Origin of the sequence: Streptomyces sp. NPDC005866, from assembly GCF_040629895.1 — a bacterium.
In the GTDB taxonomy this organism is placed as follows: domain Bacteria; phylum Actinomycetota; class Actinomycetes; order Streptomycetales; family Streptomycetaceae; genus Streptomyces.
Window position 1 is genome coordinate 129235 of record NZ_JBEXWP010000010.1, and the last position, 20686, is coordinate 149920.

Sequence of the window (20686 nt, forward strand, 5' to 3'; positions counted from 1 at the left end):
GAACGGAATATTACTCGTCAGTACACCCAGTTCGTTCCCGCTAAGCAAGCGCTTTGAACTGTGACCTTCGCAACGCAGCGTAACCGGAACTCAACGCCGTCACAGAAGCCGGGACGCGTGATCAATCGCGCAATCCGTTGAAGCCGCCCTGGTGGTACAGAAGCGGCCGCCCGGCGCCGGAGGGATCACCCACCACGACCTCCGCCAGCACGATGCGGTGGTCACCGGCCGGAACCCGCGCGACGACCCGGCACATCAGCCAGACCAGCACGTCTTCGAGGACCGGGACCCCCGCATGGCCCTCGCGCCAGCTGGTGGGCGCCCCGAACCGGTCGGCGCCGCTGCGCGCGAAGGTCGCCGCGAGCTCCGCCTGGTGCTCCCCGAGGATGTGGACGCCGATGTGCTCGGCGGTCGATATCGCGGGCCAGCTGGAGGCGCCCGTGCCGACGCCGAAGGAGAGCATCGGGGGCTCGGCGGAGACGGAGGTGAGGGAGGTGGCGGTGAAGCCGACCGGGCCCTCGACACCCCGGGCGGTGATCACCGCGACGCCGGCCGCGTGCCGCCGGAAGGCGGAGCGGAGCAGGTCGGGAGAGGCGAGCCGGGGAGTGCCGAGGTCGGGCGTGGCCGTCATGGAGTTGTCCTTCTTCTGCGGGAGGCGGCGTGGGGGTCCGGGACTGCTCAACGACCCGGACAGCGCGCGCTCGCGGTGCGGGCCAGGTCCACGTGGGCCCGCCCGGAGAGAAGGAGTTCCTGAGGCATACGGTCAGGCTGACGATAGGTGGTGCGCCCAGTCAAGTACGTTCCGGGATATGGGAGCTGCCTCACCGTCACCGGCACGCCCGTCATACCGCCTCTCCCAGCGCCGCGATGACATCCGCCCTGCGGGGCTGCCCGGTGGCCCGGCGCACCACCCGGCCGTCCGCGTCGAGAACCAGCACCGTGGGCGTCTTCAGGATCCCCAGTTCGCGTACGAGGTCCAGGTGGGCCTCGGCGTCGATCTCGACATGGGTGACCCCGGGGACCATGCCTGCGACCTCGTCGAGCACCCGCCGGGTGGCCCGGCAGGGGGCGCAGAAGGCACTGGAGAACTGCACCAGCGTTGCCCGCCGGCCGAGTTCGCCGCCCAGTTCACCGAGGTCAGCCGCTCCCAGCCGCTTACCTTCGTCCCGCCCGCGCACTCTCACCCTCCCGCTCCGCCGCTTGTGCAGCACTCCGTAGACGCTCGCCGCCGCGAGCACCGCCACGCACACCACCAGTCCGGTCATCACGGGCACCAGCATTCACGAGACCGCTCGCCACCGGGACCAGCGTTCACGAGACTGCAAAGATTCCCGGCTCCCCTTATCGGGCTTCGGGGCGGAATCCTTGGTCCATGGACATCGACGCACGTGGCCCGCGCTTCGCAGCGGCCGTGACGACGGTCGTGCTGGCCGCCGCACTGATCACCCGGAACCCCTGGATCCTCGCCTGGCAGACGCTGGCGTTCGCGCTCGGCGCGGCCGGGGGCATGAGCCGTTCGCCGTACGGCTGGGCGTTCCGGACTGCCGTACGGCCCCGGCTCGCACCGCCTACGGAGTTCGAACCACCGGAACCCCCGCGGTTCGCCCAGGCGGTGGGACTGGTGTTCGCGGGACTCGGTCTGGTCGGCTTCACGCTGGGCCCCGGCTGGCTGGGGCTGGCGGCGACCGGGATGGCGCTCGCCGCGGCCTTCCTGAACGCGGCGTTCGGGTACTGCCTGGGGTGCGAGATGTTCCTGCTGGTCCGCCGACTGGCGGTACGCGCGGAGTAAAGGCAGGGTAAAAATCCGAGGTGGATCATAGGCCGACGTGACGAGGATCTCGCCACTCCGGGGAACCAGGGCTGGCTCCCCGTCCGTTCTTCGGGCACGATCTGCGAGACGCCGTAAACCTACGGCTCCGTAACTTTCCCGCCGGGAACCCCTTTCCCAGGCAGAGCAGAAAGGGTCCGCCTCGCCCATGGCAGAGTTGGTCTACCGTCCCGTCATCGGTTTCGCCAAGACGCTGTTCAAGGTCTGGGACCTCAAGATCGACTGCCAGGGCTCCGAGAACATCCCGCGCTCGGGCGGCGCCGTGCTGGTGAGCAATCACATCAGCTATCTGGACTTCGTGTTCGACGGACTGGTGGCTCTCCCGCAGAAGCGCCTGGTGCGTTTCATGGCGAAGGAGTCGGTCTTCCGGCACAGGATCTCCGGTCCGCTGATGCGCGGGATGAAGCACATCCCGGTGGATCGCAAGCAGGGTGAGGCGGCCTACCAGCACGCGCTGGACTCGCTCAAGTCCGGTGAGATCGTAGGCGTCTTCCCGGAGGCCACGATCTCCCAGTCGTTCACGCTGAAGAGCTTCAAGTCGGGCGCTGCGCGCCTCGCCCAGGAGGCCGGCGTACCGCTGATCCCGATGGCGCTGTGGGGCACGCAGCGGCTGTGGACCAAGGGCCAGCCGCGCAATTTCAGGCGCAGCCACCTTCCCGTCACCATCCGGGTGGGCGAGCCGGTCGAGGCCCCGCGCGACCAGTACGCGGGTGCCATCACCCGCCGTCTGCGCGACCGCGTCCAGGACCTGCTGGACGCGGCCCAGCGCGCCTACCCCGCCCGCCCGAAGGACACGACCGACGGCTGGTGGCTCCCGGCCCATCTGGGGGGTACGGCGCCCACGCCGGAGCAGCTGAAGGCGGCCGAGGCGATCTGAGTCTCAGCCCGCCGACTCGGGGACCCGCACCTCGATACGCGACCCGGAACTGAACTTCTCCAGCAGTTCGGCGAGTTCCGCTCCCGCCGACTCGACCTCGGCCACCGGCATCGGGGCGAGGCTCTCCAGGAGGAAGACGGCCGAGGTGGTCTGCTCGGTCAGGCGGGTGCGTGGGCCCTGGCGCCAGTTCCAGCGGCGGCAGGTGACGCCTGCGTCGTCACACCACACCACCTCGCCGGCGTCGGGATGCTCGACGGCCTCCTCGCCGCCCGCGACGGTCACGAAGTCCTCCTCGCCAGTGGCGCGCACGAGGCGCATCCCGCCCTGGATGAGGTCGAGGTCCTCGCCGCCGACGGGGATCAGGTGGGCGACACTGATGGCGTTGTAGAGGTCCACGAGCAGGTTGATGCGGGGCAGGCCGCCGTCCGCGAGGGCCCGCTTGGCCAGCGCCTCGGCGGAGTTCCGGGTACGGGACGGCTTGGAGCCGAACGCCGTGTAGGCCGCGCGCCAGGCCACCATGTGCGGATCCTCGTGCGGAGCGCGCCCGTCGAGGCGTACGGCGAGACGCCGGGCCGCGTCGTCGAGCAGTGCCGAACTCGCCTCGGTGCTGGGCCCGTTGACCAGGCCGTGGGCCTCGATCGCGAGGTGTGTGAAGCCGGGCGCGAGGGCGCGCACCTCGTCGGACACGGTGAGCGTGAGAGTCATCTGCCTTGCCTCAGAGTGCGGTGGGGAGTGTCTTCCACAGGTATGGGCGGTCGGGCGCCGCTTTCAGCGCGCCCAGCACGACCGGGTGAGGTTCAGCGTACAGCACCGGATAGTCCACCTCATTGGACTCCGGGTCGGGGATCCAGGCCAGTCGCTCGCCGTCCAGGGAGAACTGGGCGTCGACGCCGGGCCTGTTGCCGCGCGGGTCCTGCCGGTGCCAGGCCCCGTTGAAGCGGACGGCGACCAGCCCGTGCACGGCATGACCGTCGCCGTCGTCGTCCGCCAGCCGCTGGTAGCACAGGGCCGTCGGGATGTCCTCGGCACGCAGCAGGGCGGTGAGGGCGTGGGCCTTGGCGTAGCAGATGCCCGTGCGCTGCTCCAGCACGTCCGAGGCCCGCCAGGTGACACGGGGATCACCGGCATCGGCGGAGTGCGGGATCGCGTCCCGCACGAATTCGAACGCGGCCCGTGCATAGACATACGAGTCCGCGGCTCCCGCGGCCAGCCGGGCCGCCGTCTCCCGGACCGCGGGATGGTGATGGTCGATGACCTCGTCAGCGGCCAAGTACGCGGACAGGTCCGCAGTGTTCTGGATCAGCTGCATGTGCGCGAGCATAGGAATGCAGCCGCCCGGGAGTCAATGACTTTTCAGTTGGTCGCATATTTATGCATGAGCTCCGGCTAGCGCGCCATCTCCTCCTTGAGCGCTGCCACGAACGCGTCCACGTCTTCCTCGGTCGTGTCGAAGGCACACATCCAGCGGACGTCTCCGGCGGCCTCGTCCCAGAAGTAGAACCGGAAGCGCTGCTGGAGACGCAGGCTCACGTCGTGCGGCAGCCGCGCGAAGACCCCGTTGGCCTGGACCGGGTAGAGGATCTCCACGCCGTGCACCGCACGGACGCCCTCGGCGAGCCGCTGGGCCATCTCGTTGGCGTGCCGGGCGTTGCGCAGCCACAGGTCCCTGGCGAGCAGGGCCTCCAGCTGTACCGACACGAAGCGCATCTTGGAGGCGAGCTGCATGGACAGCTTACGCAGGTGCTTCATGTGGCTGACGGCGTCCTGGTTGATCACCACGACCGCCTCGCCGAACACGGCACCGTTCTTGGTGCCGCCCAGGGAGAGGATGTCGACGCCGACGGCGTTGGTGAAGGTGCGCATGGGGACGTTCAGGGAGGCCGCCGCGTTGGCTATCCGGGAGCCGTCCAGGTGCACCTTCATGCCATGCGCGTGGGCGTGCTCGCAGATCGCGCGGACCTCGTCCGGCGTGTAGAGGGTGCCCAGCTCGGTGCTCTGGGTGATCGAGACGACCTGCGGCATCGCGCGGTGCTCGTCCTCCCAGCCGTGCGCCTGCCGGTCGATGAGCTCCGGGGTGAGCTTGCCGTCGGGCGTGGGCACGGTGAGCAGCTTGAGGCCGCCCATGCGCTCGGGGGCGCCGCCCTCGTCGACGTTGATGTGCGCGCTCTCGGCGCAGATCACCGCACCCCAGCGGTCGGTGACCGCCTGGAGCGCGACGACGTTGGCGCCGGTGCCGTTGAAGACCGGGAAGGCCTCCGCGGTCGCGCCGAAGTGGCTGCGGATGATCCGCTGGAGGTTCTCGGTGTAATCGTCCTCGCCGTACGCCACCTGATGGCCGCCGTTGGCCAGGGCCAGGGCGGCCAGCACCTCGGGGTGGGCTCCGGCGTAGTTGTCACTGGCGAAACCGCGGACCTCCGGGTCGTGGTGGCGACGCGCGTCGGTCTTCGGAGGGTTCACGGCTTCTCGGTCAGCCACAGACGGTTTCCGTTCACTTCGGGGGCGGGCCTGCTCCAGACGCCCTCGACCGCCTCTGCCAGGTCCTTGACGTCCGTGAAGCCCGCGAACTTCGCGTTGGGCCGCTCGGCGCGCATTGCGTCGTGCACCAACGCCTTCACCACCAGGATGGCAGCAGCGGAGGTCGGGCCCTCCTCGCCCCCGGCCTTGCGGAAGCCGTCGGCCATGGCGAGGGTCCAGGCCTCGGCGGCGGCCTTGGCGGCGGAGTACGCGGCGTTCCCGGCGGTGGGCTTCGACGCGCCGGCGGCGCTGATCAGCACGTACCGCCCCCGGTCGCTGCGCTGCAGGCCGTCGTAGAAGGCCAGGGACGTGTGCTGGACGGTGCGGATCAGCAGCTTCTCCAGCAGGTCCCAGTCGGCCAAGTCGGTCTCGGCGAAGTTGGCGCTGCCGCGCCAGCCGCCGACCAGGTGGACGAGGCCGTCGATCCGGCCGTGGTCCTTCTCGATATGGTCGGCCCACGCCCGGGTCGAGTCCAGGTTGAGCAGGTCGACCGTCTCACCGGTGACCACGGCACCGCCGCCCGCGTAGCGGGCCGCGTCCACGGCCTCCGCCAGGCGCTCGGGATTGTTGTCGGCGCCGACCACGGTCGCGCCCGCCTCCGCGAGCCTGACCAGGGTCGCGTGCCCGGCGGGTCCGCCCGCCCCGGCCACCGCGATCACCGCACCATTGAGAGACCCGTTGCCCGCCATGTGCTTCCCCTCTTGAGCAGTGTCCCGGCGACGGTCGCTCACGCGGCGACCGGCTCGGCGCTGTCCGCCGTGATGCCCTTGGTCTCGGCGATCACGTTCTTCAGTTTCTTGGACAGGGCCTCGTAGAACATGCTGAGCGGAAACTCGTCCGGAAGCACGTCGTCTACGAGCTTTCGCGGCGGCAGGGTCAGGTCCAGGGCGTCGGGGCCCTTGGCCCACTTGGAGCCCGGGTGCGGGGCGAGATAGGTGGCGACCAGTTCGTAGCCGGCGAACCAGTGGACGAGCTTCGGGCGGTCGATGCCGTCCCGGTAGAGCTTCTCGATCTCGGCGCACAGCTGGTTGGTGACCTGCGGGGCGCGCTCCCAGTCGAGGGAGAGCTTGTTGTCGGTCCAGCGGACCACGTCGTGCTTGTGCAGGTAGGCGAAGAGCAGCTGGCCGCCGAGCCCGTCGTAGTTGCGGACGCGGTCGCCGGTGACCGGGAAGCGGAACATGCGGTCGAAGAGCACCGCGTACTGCACGTCACGAGCCTGCGGGATGCCGTCGGCCGCCAGCTTCACGGCCTCCTTGAAAGCGGTGAGGTCACAGCGCAGCTCCTCCAGGCCGTACATCCAGAACGGCTGGCGCTGCTTGATCATGAACGGGTCGAACGGCAGGTCGCCGTGGCTGTGGGTGCGGTCGTGGACCATGTCCCACAGCACGAAGGCCTCCTCGCAGCGCTTCTGGTCGTGGACCATCGCCGCGATGTCCTCGGGAAGTTCGAGGCCGAGGAGGTCCACGGCGGCGTCGGTGACCCGGCGGAAGCGGGCGGCCTCGCGGTCACAGAAGATGCCACCCCAGGAGAATCGTTTCGGCGCCTCGCGTACAGCGATCGTCTCGGGGAAGAGGACGGCGGAGTTGGTGTCGTAGCCGGCCGTGAAGTCCTCGAACGTGATGCCGCAGAACAGCGGGTTGTCGTAGCGGGTGCGCTCCAGCTCGGCCAGCCAGTCCGGCCAGACCATGCGCAGCACGACCGCCTCCAGGTTGCGGTCCGGGTTGCCGTTCTGCGTGTACATCGGGAAGACGACCAGGTGCTGGAGCCCGTGCGCGCGACTCGCCGCGGGCTGGAAGGCCAGCAGCGAGTCGAGGAAGTCGGGCACCTGGAAGCCGCCGACGGCCCAGCGCCGCAGGTCGGTCACCAGGGCACGGTGGTAGCCGGCGTCGTGCGGGAGCAGCGGGGACAGCTCCTCGACGGCGGCGATCACCGCGTCGACGGCCCGCTCGGCGTCGGCACGCCCGGGGGCGCCCTCGGCGTCGAAGTCGACCGACCCGTCCTTGGACTGCCATGGCCGGATCCGCTCCACGCCATCCTTGAGCACGAGCCATGCCGGGTGCTCGACCACCCTGGCCATGAGAGGAACCTGCTCCTCCGAGCCCACCTGCACAAGAATTTCCGTCATGACCCATCCTCCACGGGAGAACCTCGCGTATGGACACCGTATGCATATGGGCTTTCTCCCAGCAAGGGGGACCTCGGGAAATTATCCTGCGGCACTCCGACTTCACCGCACTTTTTCCTGTCTGAAACCGTGAGGGCGCTCACATTCACTACCTCCAGTGATGAGGTGCCAGCTCCCGGGCGGCGCACGGATCCGGCCGGTCAATACGCGGCGGGACGCGCCCACCCCCGAGTGACCGCCGAGGGGGCACGAGCCAGGCACCGGGCGCCCGGCGCACCAATCCCCCGTGTACGCACGGGTTCATCGCGACGGGCGGCCATTAGGCTGCGCCCAGCCGCGTGGACAGCGACGTCCGTCGTACGGGTCCGCGCGCGTGCATCCACCGCCGCCGTCGACGGAAGCGAGTTGAATCTTGAACTTCCTTACCATCGGTCACCGCGGAGTCATGGGCGTCGAGCCCGAGAACACCCTCCGTTCCTTCGTCGCCGCCCAGCAGGCCGGCCTCGACCTGATCGAACTCGATCTGCACCTCAGCAAGGACGGCGCCCTGGTCGTCATGCACGACCCGGAGGTTGACCGCACGACCGACGGCACCGGCCCGATCGCCGAGAAGACCCTGGAGGAGCTGCGCACCCTGGACGCGGGCCGCGGCGAGCGGGTGCCGGTGTTCGAGGAGGTCCTGGACGCGGTACGGACGCCGTTGCAGGCCGAGATCAAGGACGTGGCGGCGGCCCGTGCGCTGGCCGAGCTGATGCAGCGGCGGGACCTGGTGTCCCGGGTGGAGGTGTCCTCGTTCCATGACGAGGCCGTCGCCGAGATCGGCCGGCTGGTGCCGGGGGTGCGCACCGCGCTGATCGCCAGCCGCTACGGCACCGACGTGGTGGAGCGGGCCCGGGAGGCGGGGGCGGCGACCCTCTGTCTCAACATCCGGCGGCTGACCCTGGAGGTGGTCCAGCACGCCCGCAAGGCGGACCTCAGGGTGATCGGCTGGGTGGTGAACACCCAGGATGACCTGCGGCTGGTGCGCGCCCTCCAGCTGGACGGCGCGACGACCGACTACCCGGAGATCAAGCGCACCGCCCGCTTCACCGCATGAGCCGTCACACCGGCGGTGGGTGTCACACCAGTGGCTTGACCAGCAGCTCGAACCGCAGGTCGGCGCGTTGTGGGATGCCGAAGCGCTCGTCGCCGTACGGGAACGGCGTCGTCTTTCCCGTACGGCGGTAGCCGCGCCGCTCGTACCAGGCGATCAGGTCGTCGCGCACGGAGATCACCGTCATGTGCATCTCCGTGGCACCCCAGTCCTGCCGGGCCTGGCGCTCCGCCTCGGCTATGACGACCTTGCCGAGGCCGGCGCCCTGGAGGGCCGGGCTGACCGCGAACATGCCGAAGTAGCCGTGGGTGCCGCGGTGTTCCAGCTGGCAGCAGGCGACGACCCGGCCGTCCCGCTCGACGGTGAGCAGCTTGCTGTCCGGCGCCTTGATGACTTCGAGGACGCCCTCCGGGTCGGTCCGCTGCCCCTCCAGGATGTCCGCCTCGGTGGTCCACCCGGCCCGGCTGGCGTCGCCCCGGTACGCCGATTCGATCAGCGCGACCAGCACGTCCACGTCGGCGTCGGTGGCGTCGCGGAAGGTCAGTGCGGTGGCGGCGTTCTCCATGGGCGGGTTCTCCGATCTCGGGCAGGCTGAGCCAGGCACGAGCCTAACGCCGCCGGTCGGCCACCGGTCCCGGGTACCGGGGCCAGGGGGCACTACGCTCCGGTCGCATGGTGCACGTGCTGAGCAGTCGTACTCTTGTCCACCCCACCGATCCCGAGCGCTCCCGCGCCTTCTACGGCAAGGAACTCGGCCTCCCGGTCTACCGCGAGTTCGGCACGGGCCCCGAGCGCGGCACGGTCTACTTCCTGGGCGGCGGTTTCCTGGAGGTCTCGGGTCGCGCGGACGCGCCCGCCTCCCCCGCCGTGCAGCTGTGGCTGCAGGTCGCGGACGCCGCCGTGACACACGAGGAGCTGGTGGCGAAGGGCGTCGAGATCGTGCGTCCGCCGGTGAAGGAGCCGTGGGGCCTGGTCGAGATGTGGATCACGGATCCGGACGGCATCAGGATCGTGCTGGTGGAGGTGCCGGCCGACCATCCACTGCGGTACCGGCCGGGGATCTGAGGGCGCGAGCGTCCGATGGCCGCTGTCAGTGGCGGGGTCTAGCGTTCGGAGGAGGGATCCCTCTGGAGGAGTGGCCATGGAGTTCGACAAGCCGGTGACGGGCGGCCCCTGCTGGACGGAGCTGGGGACCGACGACCTGGAGGGCGCCAAGCGGTTCTACGCGGAGCTGTTCGGCTGGCGTCCGGAGACGGATCCGCGGCAGGAGGCCGGCGGCTACACCATGGCGCATCTCGGGGACGCGGCGGTCGCGGCGCTCACCCCGCTCTACCAGGACTCCCAACCGGTCGCGTGGAGCGTGTCGTTCGCGGTGACGGACGCGGACGCGACCGCGCGGCTGGTGGAGGAGGCCGGCGGCACGGTGGTCGTCGGCCCGATGGACATCTTCGACGTGGGCCGCTTCTCGGTCGCCCTCGACCCCACCGGCGCCGCCTTCCAGCTGTGGGAGGCGCGGGCCTTCCCGGGCGCCGGGCTGTTCAACGCGCCGGGTGCGCTCGGCTGGGTGGAGCTGGCGACCCGGGACACCGGCCGCGCCAGGAGCTTCTACAGCACGGTCTTCGGATGGAGCGCCGAGGCCTCGGAGTCGTACACGGAGTTCGCCGTCGGCGGGCAGGCGTTCGGCGGGATGGCCGACATGGGCGACCGGTTCCCGCCCGAGGTGCCGTCGCACTGGCTGCCGTACTTCGCGGTCGAGGACGTGGACACGACGACCGAGGCGGCGGTCGCGGCGGGCGGCACCGTGCAGGCCGAGCCGATGACGGTGCCGGACGGCCCCCGTATCGCCGTACTGACCGATCCGCGGGGTGCGGTGTTCGGCGTCTTCCGGGCCGACGAGGAGGGCTGAGCCGGCGGCCGGCTCGCCCAGTGCACACGATCCGTTCGGGCGGGAACCGGTAAGGAGGAGACGGGGACCGGTAAGGAAGGCCAGCATCGCGGTGCGGCTGGACGCGGACGCGGTGGCGCGGCCCGGCTACGGCTCTCCACCCCTCGCCGGAGCGTCCGCGACATCCTCTGGTCAGGCCCGCAACGCGCCCATCCTGCCTTCCAGCCGCCCCAGCAACTCGGCGAGCAGACCGGCCAGTTCGTTCTGTCCGTCGGGGGCGAGGACGGACAGCACGGCCCTCTCGTAGGCGAGTTGCTCCGGCAGGATGCCGTCGACCAGGTCGCGGCCCGCGTCAGTGAGGCGGAGGTGGGCGACGCGCCGGTCCCGGGCGTCGCCGCGCCGCTCGACGAGGCCCCGCTCGGTGAGCTGCTTGAGGCGTTTGGTGACGGCGGCGCCGGAGGAGAAGGTCTCCTTGGCGAGCTCGCTCGGGGTCAGTTCGTGGCCGGTGCGGCGCAGCGCCCCGAGCAGGTCGAACTCGGGACGGCTGAGGCCCGCCCGGCGCAGCGGGGCGTCCTCGGCCTGCTGGAGGAGGGCGGCGCAGCGGTTGATCCGGCCGATGACCTCCATGGGCGCGGTTTCCAGCTCGGGATGGACGGCCCGCCACTGCCGGACCACGGCGGCGACCGTGTCGTTCCTGCCGGCTTCTCTGCCCGCGTCGCTGTCGGCCGCCGGTCGTCCATTGGTCGCCGTCATGGCCGTACGTCCTCCGTAGTCCTCGTGCCGTCCCAGGAGTGCGGTCCCTGGCGTCGTACCGTCGCGGCGAGCGTACGGTGTCCCGACTGCTCGGCGAGCACGACCCGCTCCTGGGGCAGCGCACGCTGCCACCACTCGCCGGACGCGGCGTCGGCCGTGACGCGCAGCTCTGCCAGGGCGGCGGACAGGGTACGGCGGGCGGCTTCCAGGCGGCGCGGGGCCGGGTGCGGCTCGGCCAGCAGGCGGGCGGCCTCCTCGCGGGCCCGCTCGACGGCGGACAGGGCGTGTTCGATGCGGTCGCCGGCCCGGCGGTTGGTGACCACAACGGCGGCGACGAAGCCGACGAGCGCGCCGACCATGGTGTCCAGGACCCGCTCGGTGATCAGCTGCCCGGAGTCCTGGGTGCGGGCGAACTCGGTGATGAGCAGGGCCATCGGGGTGACGCAGACGCTGCCGAGCCAATAGTTGCGGCTGATCAGCGCCTCGGCGCCGAAGTTGAAGGCGAGGCAGCTCAGCACCAGGACGGCCGGGTGCAGGTGGGCTAGGGGCACGACGGCGGCGAAGACCAGGACGCCGAGGAGGTTGCCGACGACACGCTGGATGCCGCGGCTCCAGGTGAGGGTGACATTGGCCTGGTAGAGGGAGGCGGCGGTGACCACCGCCCAGTAGGGGCGCCCGACGCCAAGGGCCAGGGAGGCGTATCCGGCGAGGGCGCAGCCCAGCGCGGTGCGGGCGGCGAGAGGGGCGAGCGGGCCGAGCCGGCGCCACAACGGGCGGTGCGGCGCGGCGCGTTCGGCGTCGAAGCCGAGGAGTTCGTCGTCGGCCCCGGCCACCCGCGGGACGCGTCCGGTGCCGCGCAGCTCACGCGCCCAGCCGCGCAGCCGCTCGGAGTCGGCGTCTGCGGGGGCGGCGAGGGCGACCTCAGCACGGACGACGAGGTGTTCCAGGGCACGGCGGGTGCGGTCGGTGCGGGCCCCGGTGGCGAGCAGGGACTGCCAGGCGGCCTGCACGGCGGCGGCCGCGGCGGCCCGGGCCCGGGCGTGGCCCTCCCCGGCGCCCCGGGTGCCGGCGTAGGCGGCGGTGGCGTTCAGGGCCTGGGCGGTGGCCCGGCGCTCCGGGCCGTGCGGGCGCAGCAGACCGGGTGCCATGCCGACCAGCCAGGCCCAGGCGCCCGCCAGCAGGGCCAGTCCGACATGGCCGGGGACCTGGCCGAGGGTCTGCGGGGCGAACAGGGAGGCGGAGCTGATGAAGGTGAGGACCACGTTCCCGGGCGGGCCGACGCGGGTGGCGTCGCACAGCACCTTCTGTACGGCGGCCATCAGGGCGCCGACGGTGACCAGGCCGACCGCGTCCGTGGTGAGCGAGGCGGCGAGCAGGGCGACGGCGAGGCCGCCGGCCATGCCGAGGACGACCCAGGCCAGGGTGCGGGCGCGGGCGGGGTAGGGGCGGTTGTGGCCGTAGAGGGCGCACAGCGATCCGGCCATCGTGTACATCGCCAGGTCGAGGCGGCCGAGGGCCAGCAGGGTCAGGTTGGGCGGGGCGACCGCGGCGACCCCGCTGAGGGCGGGCTTGAACCAGATGTCGGAGGGCCGGCCGAGGCGCAGCACACCGGTGAGGGGCAGACGGCGGGTGGTCGGGGTCGCGGTGCTCATACCCATCAATTTAGCATGTATTTTACTCGTAAAACACACTCGCCCGGCCGCACGGCTCACGCCGACGACCGCCGGGCAAGGCTCTCTCACCTGCTGTGCTCCGCCGAGTGCTCCCCGTGTACACCTCTGCGCTCGCGTACGCGCCGTACGGGCGGGGCATCGCAACAATCGATGCGACGTCGAGACGTCGAGCGGGGAGGTGTGCGCGTGCACGGACCGGCTTCGCCCGGCTGGCTGCTGGTCGCGCTGTGCGCGGCGACCGGGGCCTACTGTCTGCTGCGGCTGCGCAGCAGCGTCGAGGAACAGCGGCGAGCCGCGGGCGGCGAGGCGCTGATGGGGTTCGGCATGGCCGCCATGGCCGTGCCCGCGACCGTCTTCACACCGCCGGTCTGGGCGTGGCCGCTGTACGCGGCGGTGTTCGGCGCGGCCGCGCTGCGCGCCCTGTGGAGCGCCCGAGGCAGCATGGACCATCTGCACCACCTGGTGGGGTCGGCGGCGATGGTCTATATGGCGGTGGTCATGGCAACCTCCCCCGGCGGCCACCACCACGGCAGTGCCGGAGCCCCGCCGGTGACCGGGCTGCTGCTCCTCTACTTCACCGGCTACGTCCTGCTGTCCGGTGCGCGTCTGGTTCCGGTCGCGGCGGCGGCCGGGACCGGGACGGTCGGATGGGGCGACCGGCCCGAGCTGGCGCGGGCGTGCCGGCTGTCGATGGGAATCGGCATGGTGGCGATGCTGCTGGCGCTGTGAGCGTGGGTGAGGGCACTCGCGGCGCACACGTTGCTTGCGTCACTTTGGCGCAAGTGGCTGTACCCCTGAGCGGTCCCCCGCTCATAGGGTGCTGGCCATGATGGTCCCCGTGGCACTGATGCTGCTCGGCACCCTGACGGCCGTGGCCGGCCCCCGGCTGCTCGCCCGGGCCGACTGGACGGACCGGGAGCCGGTGGTCGCCCTGTGGGTGTGGCAGTGCGTGGTGGCGGCCGTACTGCTGTGCTGCGCGCTGTCGATGACGCTGAGCGCGGCGGCGGCCTGGGAGGTGGCGCGGGGGCATGTGTTCGCGACGGCCCCGAGCGCGGTGGCCGACGCCTATCCGCTCGGTACGGCCGGTCCGTGGGCGGCGACGACCGCGGTGACCCTCGCCTGCGCCGGGCTGTGGAGCGGAGCCATGCTGGTGCGCGAGATCATACGGGCCAGGGTCCGGCGCCGGCAGCGGCGGGCCGAACTCCTGGTCCGCGCACCACTGTTGCCCGGCGAGGAGAGGTCCGCCGACCGCCTCGTGGTTCTTGAGGGCGAGCGCCCCGACGCCTGGTGGCTGCCCGGCTCGTCACCCGAACTCGTCGTCACCACGGCCGCGTTGCGCCGCCTGAAGGGGCGTCAGCTGGACGCGGTCCTCGCCCATGAGCGGGGGCACGCCCAGGCCCGGCACGACTGGCTGCTGCACTGCTCGGCCGCGCTGGCGGGCGGGTTTCCGCGGATCCCGGTGTTCGCCGCGTTCCGCGACGAGATGCACCGGCTGGTCGAACTGGCCGCGGACGACATGGCGTCCCGGCGGCACGGCCGCCTCACCACCGCGCTCGCCCTGGTCGAACTCAACGAGGACCGGGGCGTGTTCGGGCCCGGACCGGCCCCGCACGCCCATCTCCCGCAGCGCGTCCACCGGTTGCTCACCGCCCCGGACCGGCTTCCCGCACGGCACCGGCTGCGCCTGACCGCGACCGCCGCCCTGGTCCCCGTGATCCCGGTGCTGGTGGCCCTCGTGCCGGGCCTGCGCGCACTCGGGTAAAGCCGTAACCATCAGGGGAATTGCCCTACGGGCAATGACTCGGCAAAGATCACGCCATGCGCCCCCCGCCCGGCAGCCACCCTGCCCCGCTCCTCGTGACCGCCGTTCTCGCCCTCTCCTCGGCGCTGCTGCTCGCCCTCGTCGCCGGCGAGTGGCCTCCCCTGGTCGCGCTGGACGAGGACATCGCCGACAACACCCATCGCTGGGCCGTCGCGGATCACGGCACCACCCATGTCCTGCGCATCCTGACCGACTGGGTCTGGGATCCGCTGACCATGCGCCTGCTGTGCGCGGCGGTCGCGGTGTGGCTGGTGTGGCGGCACTCGGCGTGGTGGACCGCCCTGTGGCTGGTCCTGACCTGCGCACTCGGCACAGTCGTCCAGCAGTCCCTGAAGGCCGCCGTCGACCGCCCCCGCCCGGAGTGGCCCGACCCGGTCGACTCCGCCCACTACGCCGCGTTCCCCTCCGGGCACGCCATGACGGCCACGGTGGTCTGCAGCCTGCTGCTGTGGCTGCTGCACCGCTGCGGCACCGGCCGCGCGCTGTGGCGTACGGCCCTGGCCGTGGCCGGGATCTCGGTGGTCGGCGTCGGCCTGACCCGGGTGTGGCTCGGCGTCCACTGGCCCTCGGACGTGCTGGGCGGATGGCTGCTCGGGGCCCTGGTGGTGGCACTGGCGGTGGTGGCTTACGAGTGGGGGCGCGGCGGCCGGGGGCACCCCCACTAGCGGACGATCTCGTTCAGGGCAGGACAGCCGTCACCGCCGCCCGCGATCGCCGGGCGGCCTCGGACGACTCCCGCTCGGCCGCTGAAGGAGGGGTGCTTTCTCCAGCAATTCCGGACGGTCCTGCTCGGCTACCCGGGGACGGGCGCGGCGGGCGCGGTGGTCTGGCGGCCGGCCATCCCGTTCTCGGCCCGATACCCGCCAAGCTGAACTGAGCCGGCAGCCCCCCGGCTCGACAGCTGCCCGGGTAAAGTCCAGCGCATGGCTGCCGTGCTCTTCGACTTCTCGGGGACCCTCTTCCGTATCGAGTCCACCCAATCCTGGCTGCGGGCGGTGCTCGCCGGCTCCGAAACGGCTCTCGCCGAGGCGGAGTTGACGGAGGCCGCGCGGGCGCTGGAGGAGGCCGGGGCACAGCCCGGCGGGGCGGACCCGGTGGAACTGCCGGAGGAAATGGCCGGGTTGTGGGCGGTGCGCGACAAGAGCGCGGAACTGCACCGGGCCGCTTACACCGGCCTGTCCCGCCGGGTGCAGCTGCCGGACCCGGCGCTGCACGACGCGCTGTACGAGCGGCACATGACCCCGGCCGCCTGGACGCCGTACCCGGACGCCGCCGAGGTGCTGCGGACGCTGCGCGCGCACGGGACCGGGGTCGGTGTGGTCAGCAACATCGGCTGGGACCCGCGCCCGGTCTTCCGCACGCACGGGCTCGACGCGTACGTGGACGCCTACGTCCTGTCGTACGAACACGGTGTGCAGAAGCCGGACCCGCGGCTCTTCACGGTCGCTCTGGAGGCGCTCGGGGCCGCGCCCGCCGAGACGCTGATGGTCGGGGACAGCAGGCCCGCCGACGGCGGGGCGGCGGCGCTGGGGTGCCGGGTGCACTTCGTGGACCATCTGCCGGTGACCGAACGGCCGGACGCGCTGCTGCCGGTGCTCGGCCTGGCGGGCGTGGCCCGCCGAACGGCCACGTCCACGCAGGCCTGAGCTGTCGCGCCGTCCGCCCGAGACACTCCCCCGTGTCGCCCCGGACGGACGGCAGCCCTGAACAGGCCCCGCGCAGAGCGGTGCCCACTGCGTCGATTATAGTTGGCTGGCAGCCAGTCAACGCAGGAGTTCCAGCATGTCCCCTCGAAGCGCCGCGGTCAATGAAGAGTTGCGGAGGCGTTCCCGGGAGCGACTGCTGCAGGCCGCGGTCGAGCTGGTCGACGAGCACGGTTTTGAAGCCACCACACTGGGCTCCATCGCCGATCGGGCCGGGTCGGCGCGCGGGTTGGTGTCGTACTACTTCCCGGGCAAGCGCCAACTGGTCCAGTCCGCCGTGCACCGGCTGATGCACCGCACGCTGGAGGACGGACTGGAGCGCGAGCCGCGCACGGAGGACGGCAGGGAGCGGCTGGCCCGGGCCATCGACGCGATCCTGGGTCTCGCGCGCGACCGGCCGGTGCTGATGCGTCAGCACATGGCGGGACTGCTCCAGGCGGAGGGCTTCGTGCAGTGCCCGGAGCAGCGCCGGCTGTCGGAGCTGCTGGGCGACACCGTCGCCCGCTACGGCTCGCAGGACGTCACGGCCGACTACCCGATGCTGCGCGCCGTGCTGATGGGGGCGGTGTACTCGGCCCTGGTGCCGGGGGTGCCGATGCCGGTCCCGGCGCTGCGGGCGGAGTTGTTCGAGCGCTACGGGCTCGACTGGGAGCTGGGCGTTCCTCCGGAGTCCACACCCGAGCCCCAGGACCTGTCCCGGTTCTTCGCGACGGAGGACCGGACCGAGCCCGGACCGCCGTAGTCAGCGAGGTGCGTGACGCGGCGTCAGAAAACCCGCGTCGCACGCCTGCGCGATGAGCCGGAGCGATCGCCGGCGGCTGTGCCCGGTCGCCCACATCACGGCGAGGACGGGGTCGATGCCCTCCTCCTGCGCGGCCCGGTACTCCTGGGCGACCAGCCACCGCCCCTCGATGCCCCGCGGCCAGGCGGGCCGGGCGCGCCGCGGGCCGACGGCCTCCGCACCCTCCGCCTCCTCGCTGCCGTCTTCGCGATCCTCTCCGGCGGGCTCCTCCTCCTGGTACGACTCCATCCCGCACGTCCTGAACAGCGGCTCCTCGATCCAGTCGGCGAGCACCGTCAGATCGGCCAGGGACAGTGCGGGCCGCGCCTTGACGTCCTCGATGGACACCCGGCCACCGGCCACCACGGCGAGCGCGTCGACCCGCGCGCCGTCCTCGAAGGCCAGGCTGACCTGGAACCAGGACGTGGCCCCCGTGTGCTCCTGCACTTCCCAGGCGGGCGACACGGACACCGTGCCGTCCTCCGCACGCCGATCAGAAAGATTAAGACAAGATGCTTCTAACACACACGAAACGTAACCACATGATCACACTCCATACGGAAGGACACGCGTCCGCTTCACCCCAGCGGCCCCTGTCGAGGCGGCCGCGCCGGTGGGATGCTGGAGGCACGAGCCCCTCGGGCAAGGAGTCCTCCTGTGTTGCGTGTCGCCGTCGTCGGCTCTGGGCCGAGCGGGTGCTACACCGCCCAGAGCCTCGTCCAGCTCGACCCCACGGTGGTCGTGGACGTCCTGGACCGGTTGCCGTGCCCGTACGGACTGGTGCGGTACGGAGTCGCCCCGGACCACGAGAAGATCAAGTCGCTGCAGGGCAATCTGCGTACGGTCCTCGAACACGAGCGGGTGCGGTTCCTCGGCGGGATCCGGATCGGCGGCGGTCCCGGCGAACTTCCGGTGGAACGGCTGCGCGAGCTGTACCACGCGGTGGTGTACTGCGTGGGCGCCGCCGGCGACCGGCGTCTCGGCATCCCGGGTGAGGAGCTGCCGGGCAGCTGGTCGGCGACCGAGTTCGTGTCGTGGTACAGCGCGCATCCGGACGCGATCGACGCCGGTTTCGTGCGCGACGCCCGCTCGGCGGTGGTCATCGGCGTCGGCAATGTCGCGGTGGACGTGGCCCGCATGCTGGCCCGGGGCGTGGCGGAGCTGAGCCCGACCGACATGCCGCAGGCGGCGCTGACCGCGCTGACGGCGAGCCGGATAAAAGAGGTCCACGTGGTGGGCCGGCGCGGCCCGTCCCAGGCCCGCTTCACCACCAAGGAGCTGCGCGAGCTGGGCGCCCTGCCGGACACCGAGGTCCGGGTGGATCCGGCCGAGCTGGCACTCGACCCGGCGTACGCCGACCCGTCCGCGCTGCCCGCCGCGCAGCGCCGCAACGTGGAGGTGCTGCGCGGCTGGGGCGAGGCCGGCGCACGTGGTGCGGAGCGCGGCATCTGGCTGCGGTTCTTCCTGCGCCCGGTCGAACTGCTCGCGGACGGCGGGCGGGTGGGCGCGGTGCGCTTCGAGCGGACGGAGCCGGACGAGCAGGGCGGCGTGCGGGGCACCGGGCGGTACGAGACCATCGACACGCAGCTGGTACTGCGTTCGGTGGGCTATCGCGGAGTACCGGTGGACGGGCTCCCCTTCGACGCCGGCACCGGCACCGTGCCCCACGCGGCGGGCCGTGTCCTGCACGGCCCGGCCGGAGTGCCTGGCGACTACGTGGCCGGCTGGATCAAACGCGGGCCGACCGGCGTCATCGGCACCAACCGGCCCGATGCCAAGGAAACCGTGATGTCCCTCCTGGAGGACGCGCCCATGCTGCTCGGCAGGGACGTGCCGGACGACCCGGTCACCGCCCTGCGCTCGCTGGGCATCCAGCCGGTCGAGTGGTCGGGCTGGCAGGCGATCGAACGGGCCGAGGCGGCGCTCGGCGCACAGCTGGGCCGCAGCGTGGTCAAACTGGCCGACTGGGACACGCTGCTGACGGCGGCGCGGTCGGGCTCGTAGCGGGGTCATAGCGGAGTCGACCGCGGCCAGGTGGGCAGGACACGTAGCGGCAACACCACGGAAATCAACAAACTGTTCAAGCCGCTTACGGTCTCGTCCTGACCGGTTGTCGTCCCCCGCCGCCCCTGGAGTCCCCGTGTCCACGACCACTGCCCCCGTCCATCCCGTCGACGAGGTCCCACCCGTACGGCAGCTGGCCGCCTTCGGCCTGCAGCATGTGCTCGCGATGTACGCCGGTGCCGTGGCCGTCCCGCTGATCGTGGGCGGTGCGATGAAGCTCTCGCCCGCCGACCTGGCGTATCTGATCACCGCCGACCTGCTGGTGTGCGGGGTCGCGACGCTCATCCAGTGCGTGGGCTTCTGGCGCTTCGGCGCCCGGCTGCCGATCATGCAGGGCTGCACGTTCGCGGCGGTGTCGCCGATGGTCCTCATCGGTACGACGGGCGGCGGACTGCCCGCGATCTACGGCTCGGTGATCGTCGCGGGTCTGGCGATCATGCTGCTGGCCCCGGTCTTCGGAAAGCTGCTGCGCTTCTTCCCGCCTCTGGTCACCGGCACGGTGATCCTGATCATCGGGCTGTCACTGCTGCCGGTCGCGGGCAACTGGGCGGCGGGCGGCGCCGGTGCGAAGGACTTCGGGGAGCCGAAGAACCTGGCGCTGGCGGCCTTCGTGCTGGCGGTGGTGATAGGCGTGCAGCGGTTCGCACCGGCTTATCTGGCCCGGATCGCGGTCCTGATCGGCATCGCGGTCGGCCTGGCCGTGGCGGTCCCCTTCGGGTTCACGCACTTCGGGGGGGTCGGCGACGCCGACTGGCTGGGCATCAGCACGCCGTTCCACTTCGGCACGCCGGCGTTCGAGGCGTCGGCGATCATCTCCATGCTGGTGGTGGCCCTGGTCACCATGACGGAGACGACCGGTGACCTGATCGCGGTCGGCGAGATGACCGGCCGCAAGGTCGAGCCGCGCTCCCTCTCCGACGGTCTGCGTGCCGACGGCCTGTCGACCGTCCTGGGCGGTGTCTTCAACACGTTCCCCTACACGGCGTTCGCGCAGAACGTGGGCCTGGTCGGCATGACCCGGGTGCGCAGCCGCTGGGTGGTCGCGGCGGCCGGCGGCATCCTGGTACTGCTCGGCCTGCTGCCCAAGCTGGGCGCGGTGGTCGCGGCCATTCCGGCCCCGGTTCTCGGCGGCGCGGGCCTGGTGATGTTCGGAACGGTCGCGGCGAGCGGCCTGCGCACGCTCGCGACCGTCGACTTCAAGGGCAACAACAATCTGACGGTGGTGGCCGTCTCGGTGGCGGTCGGCCTGCTGCCGGTGGGTGTGCCGACGGTCTACGAGAAGTTCCCCGACTGGTTCCAGACCGTGATGAACAGCGGTATCAGCGCGGGCTGTCTGACGGCGATCGTGCTGAACCTGCTCTTCAACCACCCTCCCACGAGGGAGGGTTCCGCGCCGCCGGCCAAGGACGTACCGGCCGGGGCCGGACCCGCCTAGGCTCTGCCGGAAGGGCGCTGGTCACGGCAGGAACTCATGCGGACGGCCGGGCCGGACTCCAGCGCCGGATCACTTCGTGTCGAACAACGCCGTGGGCACCGCGCGGCGCCAGCACCCCGTACCCGGCACAAAA

Annotated in this window: 23 protein-coding genes; 12 read left to right on the forward strand and 11 right to left on the reverse strand. The window is 71.6% G+C overall.

The genetic code is table 11. The features are described 5' to 3' along the window. Positions 1-121: 121 nt before the first annotated feature. Both ABZ396_RS17120 and ABZ396_RS17125 read right to left on the reverse strand, forming a co-directional pair. Complete coding sequence (locus ABZ396_RS17120) at positions 122-631, reverse strand: flavin reductase family protein (protein ID WP_358918296.1); 510 nt, start codon at positions 629-631, stop codon at positions 122-124. Between the two features lie 211 nt (positions 632-842). Next, on the reverse strand, positions 843-1265 hold the full coding sequence (locus ABZ396_RS17125; RefSeq protein WP_358918298.1) for a thioredoxin family protein: 423 nt from the start codon (positions 1263-1265) through the stop codon (positions 843-845). Positions 1266-1372: 107 nt separating this feature from the next. Between ABZ396_RS17125 and ABZ396_RS17130 the strand changes: the two genes are divergently transcribed. After that, positions 1373-1789, forward strand: coding sequence for a DUF4395 domain-containing protein (locus ABZ396_RS17130; RefSeq protein ID WP_358918300.1), 417 nt, complete (start codon positions 1373-1375; stop codon positions 1787-1789). 187 nt (positions 1790-1976) lie between these two features. Next, complete coding sequence (locus ABZ396_RS17135; RefSeq protein WP_358918302.1) at positions 1977-2705, forward strand: lysophospholipid acyltransferase family protein; 729 nt, start codon at positions 1977-1979, stop codon at positions 2703-2705. A gap of 3 nt (positions 2706-2708) precedes the next feature. On the opposite strand, the gene ABZ396_RS17140 is transcribed toward ABZ396_RS17135, so the two are convergent. The 5 genes from ABZ396_RS17140 to ABZ396_RS17160 form a co-directional block, all read right to left on the reverse strand. Further along, positions 2709-3410 carry a phenylalanine--tRNA ligase beta subunit-related protein gene (locus ABZ396_RS17140; RefSeq protein WP_358918304.1) on the reverse strand — a complete coding sequence of 234 codons (702 nt, stop codon included), beginning with the start codon at positions 3408-3410 and terminating at the stop codon, positions 2709-2711. Between the two features lie 10 nt (positions 3411-3420). After that, positions 3421-4014: a transglutaminase family protein gene (locus tag ABZ396_RS17145; RefSeq protein ID WP_358918306.1), complete on the reverse strand. Its 594-nt coding sequence runs from the start codon at positions 4012-4014 to the stop codon at positions 3421-3423. A 77-nt stretch (positions 4015-4091) separates the two neighbouring features. Then, positions 4092-5162 carry a low specificity L-threonine aldolase gene (locus ABZ396_RS17150; RefSeq protein ID WP_358918307.1) on the reverse strand — a complete coding sequence of 357 codons (1071 nt, stop codon included), beginning with the start codon at positions 5160-5162 and terminating at the stop codon, positions 4092-4094. Next, on the reverse strand, positions 5159-5908 hold the full coding sequence (locus ABZ396_RS17155) for an SDR family oxidoreductase (protein ID WP_358918309.1): 750 nt from the start codon (positions 5906-5908) through the stop codon (positions 5159-5161). Before ABZ396_RS17155 ends, ABZ396_RS17150 begins: the two co-directional genes overlap by 4 nt. 38 nt (positions 5909-5946) lie before the next feature. After that, entirely contained in the window at positions 5947-7344 is a 1398-nt protein-coding gene (locus tag ABZ396_RS17160) for a DUF6421 family protein (protein WP_358918311.1), read from the reverse strand. A 412-nt stretch (positions 7345-7756) separates the two neighbouring features. Here ABZ396_RS17160 and ABZ396_RS17165 point away from each other — a divergent pair, with 412 nt between their 5' ends. Next, entirely contained in the window at positions 7757-8440 is a 684-nt protein-coding gene (locus tag ABZ396_RS17165) for a glycerophosphodiester phosphodiesterase family protein (RefSeq protein ID WP_358918313.1), read from the forward strand. Between the two features lie 22 nt (positions 8441-8462). Here ABZ396_RS17165 and ABZ396_RS17170 read toward each other — a convergent pair whose 3' ends face one another. Then, positions 8463-9002 (reverse strand): N-acetyltransferase, encoded by a 540-nt coding sequence (locus tag ABZ396_RS17170; RefSeq protein ID WP_358918315.1) that lies wholly within the window; start codon positions 9000-9002, stop codon positions 8463-8465. Between the two features lie 107 nt (positions 9003-9109). Here ABZ396_RS17170 and ABZ396_RS17175 point away from each other — a divergent pair, with 107 nt between their 5' ends. Both ABZ396_RS17175 and ABZ396_RS17180 read left to right on the forward strand, forming a co-directional pair. Further along, positions 9110-9502: a VOC family protein gene (locus ABZ396_RS17175; protein WP_358918316.1), complete on the forward strand. Its 393-nt coding sequence runs from the start codon at positions 9110-9112 to the stop codon at positions 9500-9502. A gap of 76 nt (positions 9503-9578) precedes the next feature. Beyond that, positions 9579-10343 carry a VOC family protein gene (locus ABZ396_RS17180; protein WP_358918318.1) on the forward strand — a complete coding sequence of 255 codons (765 nt, stop codon included), beginning with the start codon at positions 9579-9581 and terminating at the stop codon, positions 10341-10343. A gap of 171 nt (positions 10344-10514) precedes the next feature. Here ABZ396_RS17180 and ABZ396_RS17185 read toward each other — a convergent pair whose 3' ends face one another. Beyond that, positions 10515-11075, reverse strand: coding sequence for a MarR family transcriptional regulator (locus ABZ396_RS17185; protein WP_358918319.1), 561 nt, complete (start codon positions 11073-11075; stop codon positions 10515-10517). Further along, positions 11072-12727 (reverse strand): FUSC family protein, encoded by a 1656-nt coding sequence (locus tag ABZ396_RS17190; RefSeq protein ID WP_359184898.1) that lies wholly within the window; start codon positions 12725-12727, stop codon positions 11072-11074. Before ABZ396_RS17190 ends, ABZ396_RS17185 begins: the two co-directional genes overlap by 4 nt. Before the next feature lie 207 nt (positions 12728-12934). Between ABZ396_RS17190 and ABZ396_RS17195 the strand changes: the two genes are divergently transcribed. The 5 genes from ABZ396_RS17195 to ABZ396_RS17215 all read left to right on the forward strand — a co-directional run bounded on the left by ABZ396_RS17195 (position 12935) and on the right by ABZ396_RS17215 (position 17015). Next, positions 12935-13477, forward strand: a complete 543-nt coding sequence (locus tag ABZ396_RS17195) for a DUF5134 domain-containing protein (RefSeq protein WP_358926977.1) — start codon at positions 12935-12937, stop codon at positions 13475-13477. Positions 13478-13574: 97 nt separating this feature from the next. Beyond that, positions 13575-14510: a M56 family metallopeptidase gene (locus ABZ396_RS17200; protein ID WP_358926976.1), complete on the forward strand. Its 936-nt coding sequence runs from the start codon at positions 13575-13577 to the stop codon at positions 14508-14510. Between the two features lie 56 nt (positions 14511-14566). After that, the gene (locus ABZ396_RS17205; RefSeq protein WP_358926975.1) at positions 14567-15235 is read left to right on the forward strand and encodes a phosphatase PAP2 family protein; all 669 of its coding nucleotides are present in this window, start codon (positions 14567-14569) and stop codon (positions 15233-15235) included. Positions 15236-15493: 258 nt separating this feature from the next. After that, positions 15494-16216, forward strand: coding sequence for an HAD-IA family hydrolase (locus ABZ396_RS17210; protein WP_358926974.1), 723 nt, complete (start codon positions 15494-15496; stop codon positions 16214-16216). Positions 16217-16352: 136 nt separating this feature from the next. After that, entirely contained in the window at positions 16353-17015 is a 663-nt protein-coding gene (locus ABZ396_RS17215) for a helix-turn-helix domain-containing protein (protein WP_358926973.1), read from the forward strand. On the opposite strand, the gene ABZ396_RS17220 is transcribed toward ABZ396_RS17215, so the two are convergent. Further along, positions 17016-17525, reverse strand: a complete 510-nt coding sequence (locus ABZ396_RS17220) for a DUF6214 family protein (protein ID WP_358926972.1) — start codon at positions 17523-17525, stop codon at positions 17016-17018. Between the two features lie 186 nt (positions 17526-17711). Here ABZ396_RS17220 and ABZ396_RS17225 point away from each other — a divergent pair, with 186 nt between their 5' ends. After that, entirely contained in the window at positions 17712-19058 is a 1347-nt protein-coding gene (locus ABZ396_RS17225; protein ID WP_358926971.1) for an FAD-dependent oxidoreductase, read from the forward strand. A 136-nt stretch (positions 19059-19194) separates the two neighbouring features. Next, positions 19195-20553: a nucleobase:cation symporter-2 family protein gene (locus ABZ396_RS17230; protein WP_358926970.1), complete on the forward strand. Its 1359-nt coding sequence runs from the start codon at positions 19195-19197 to the stop codon at positions 20551-20553. Positions 20554-20686: the final 133 nt, after the last annotated feature.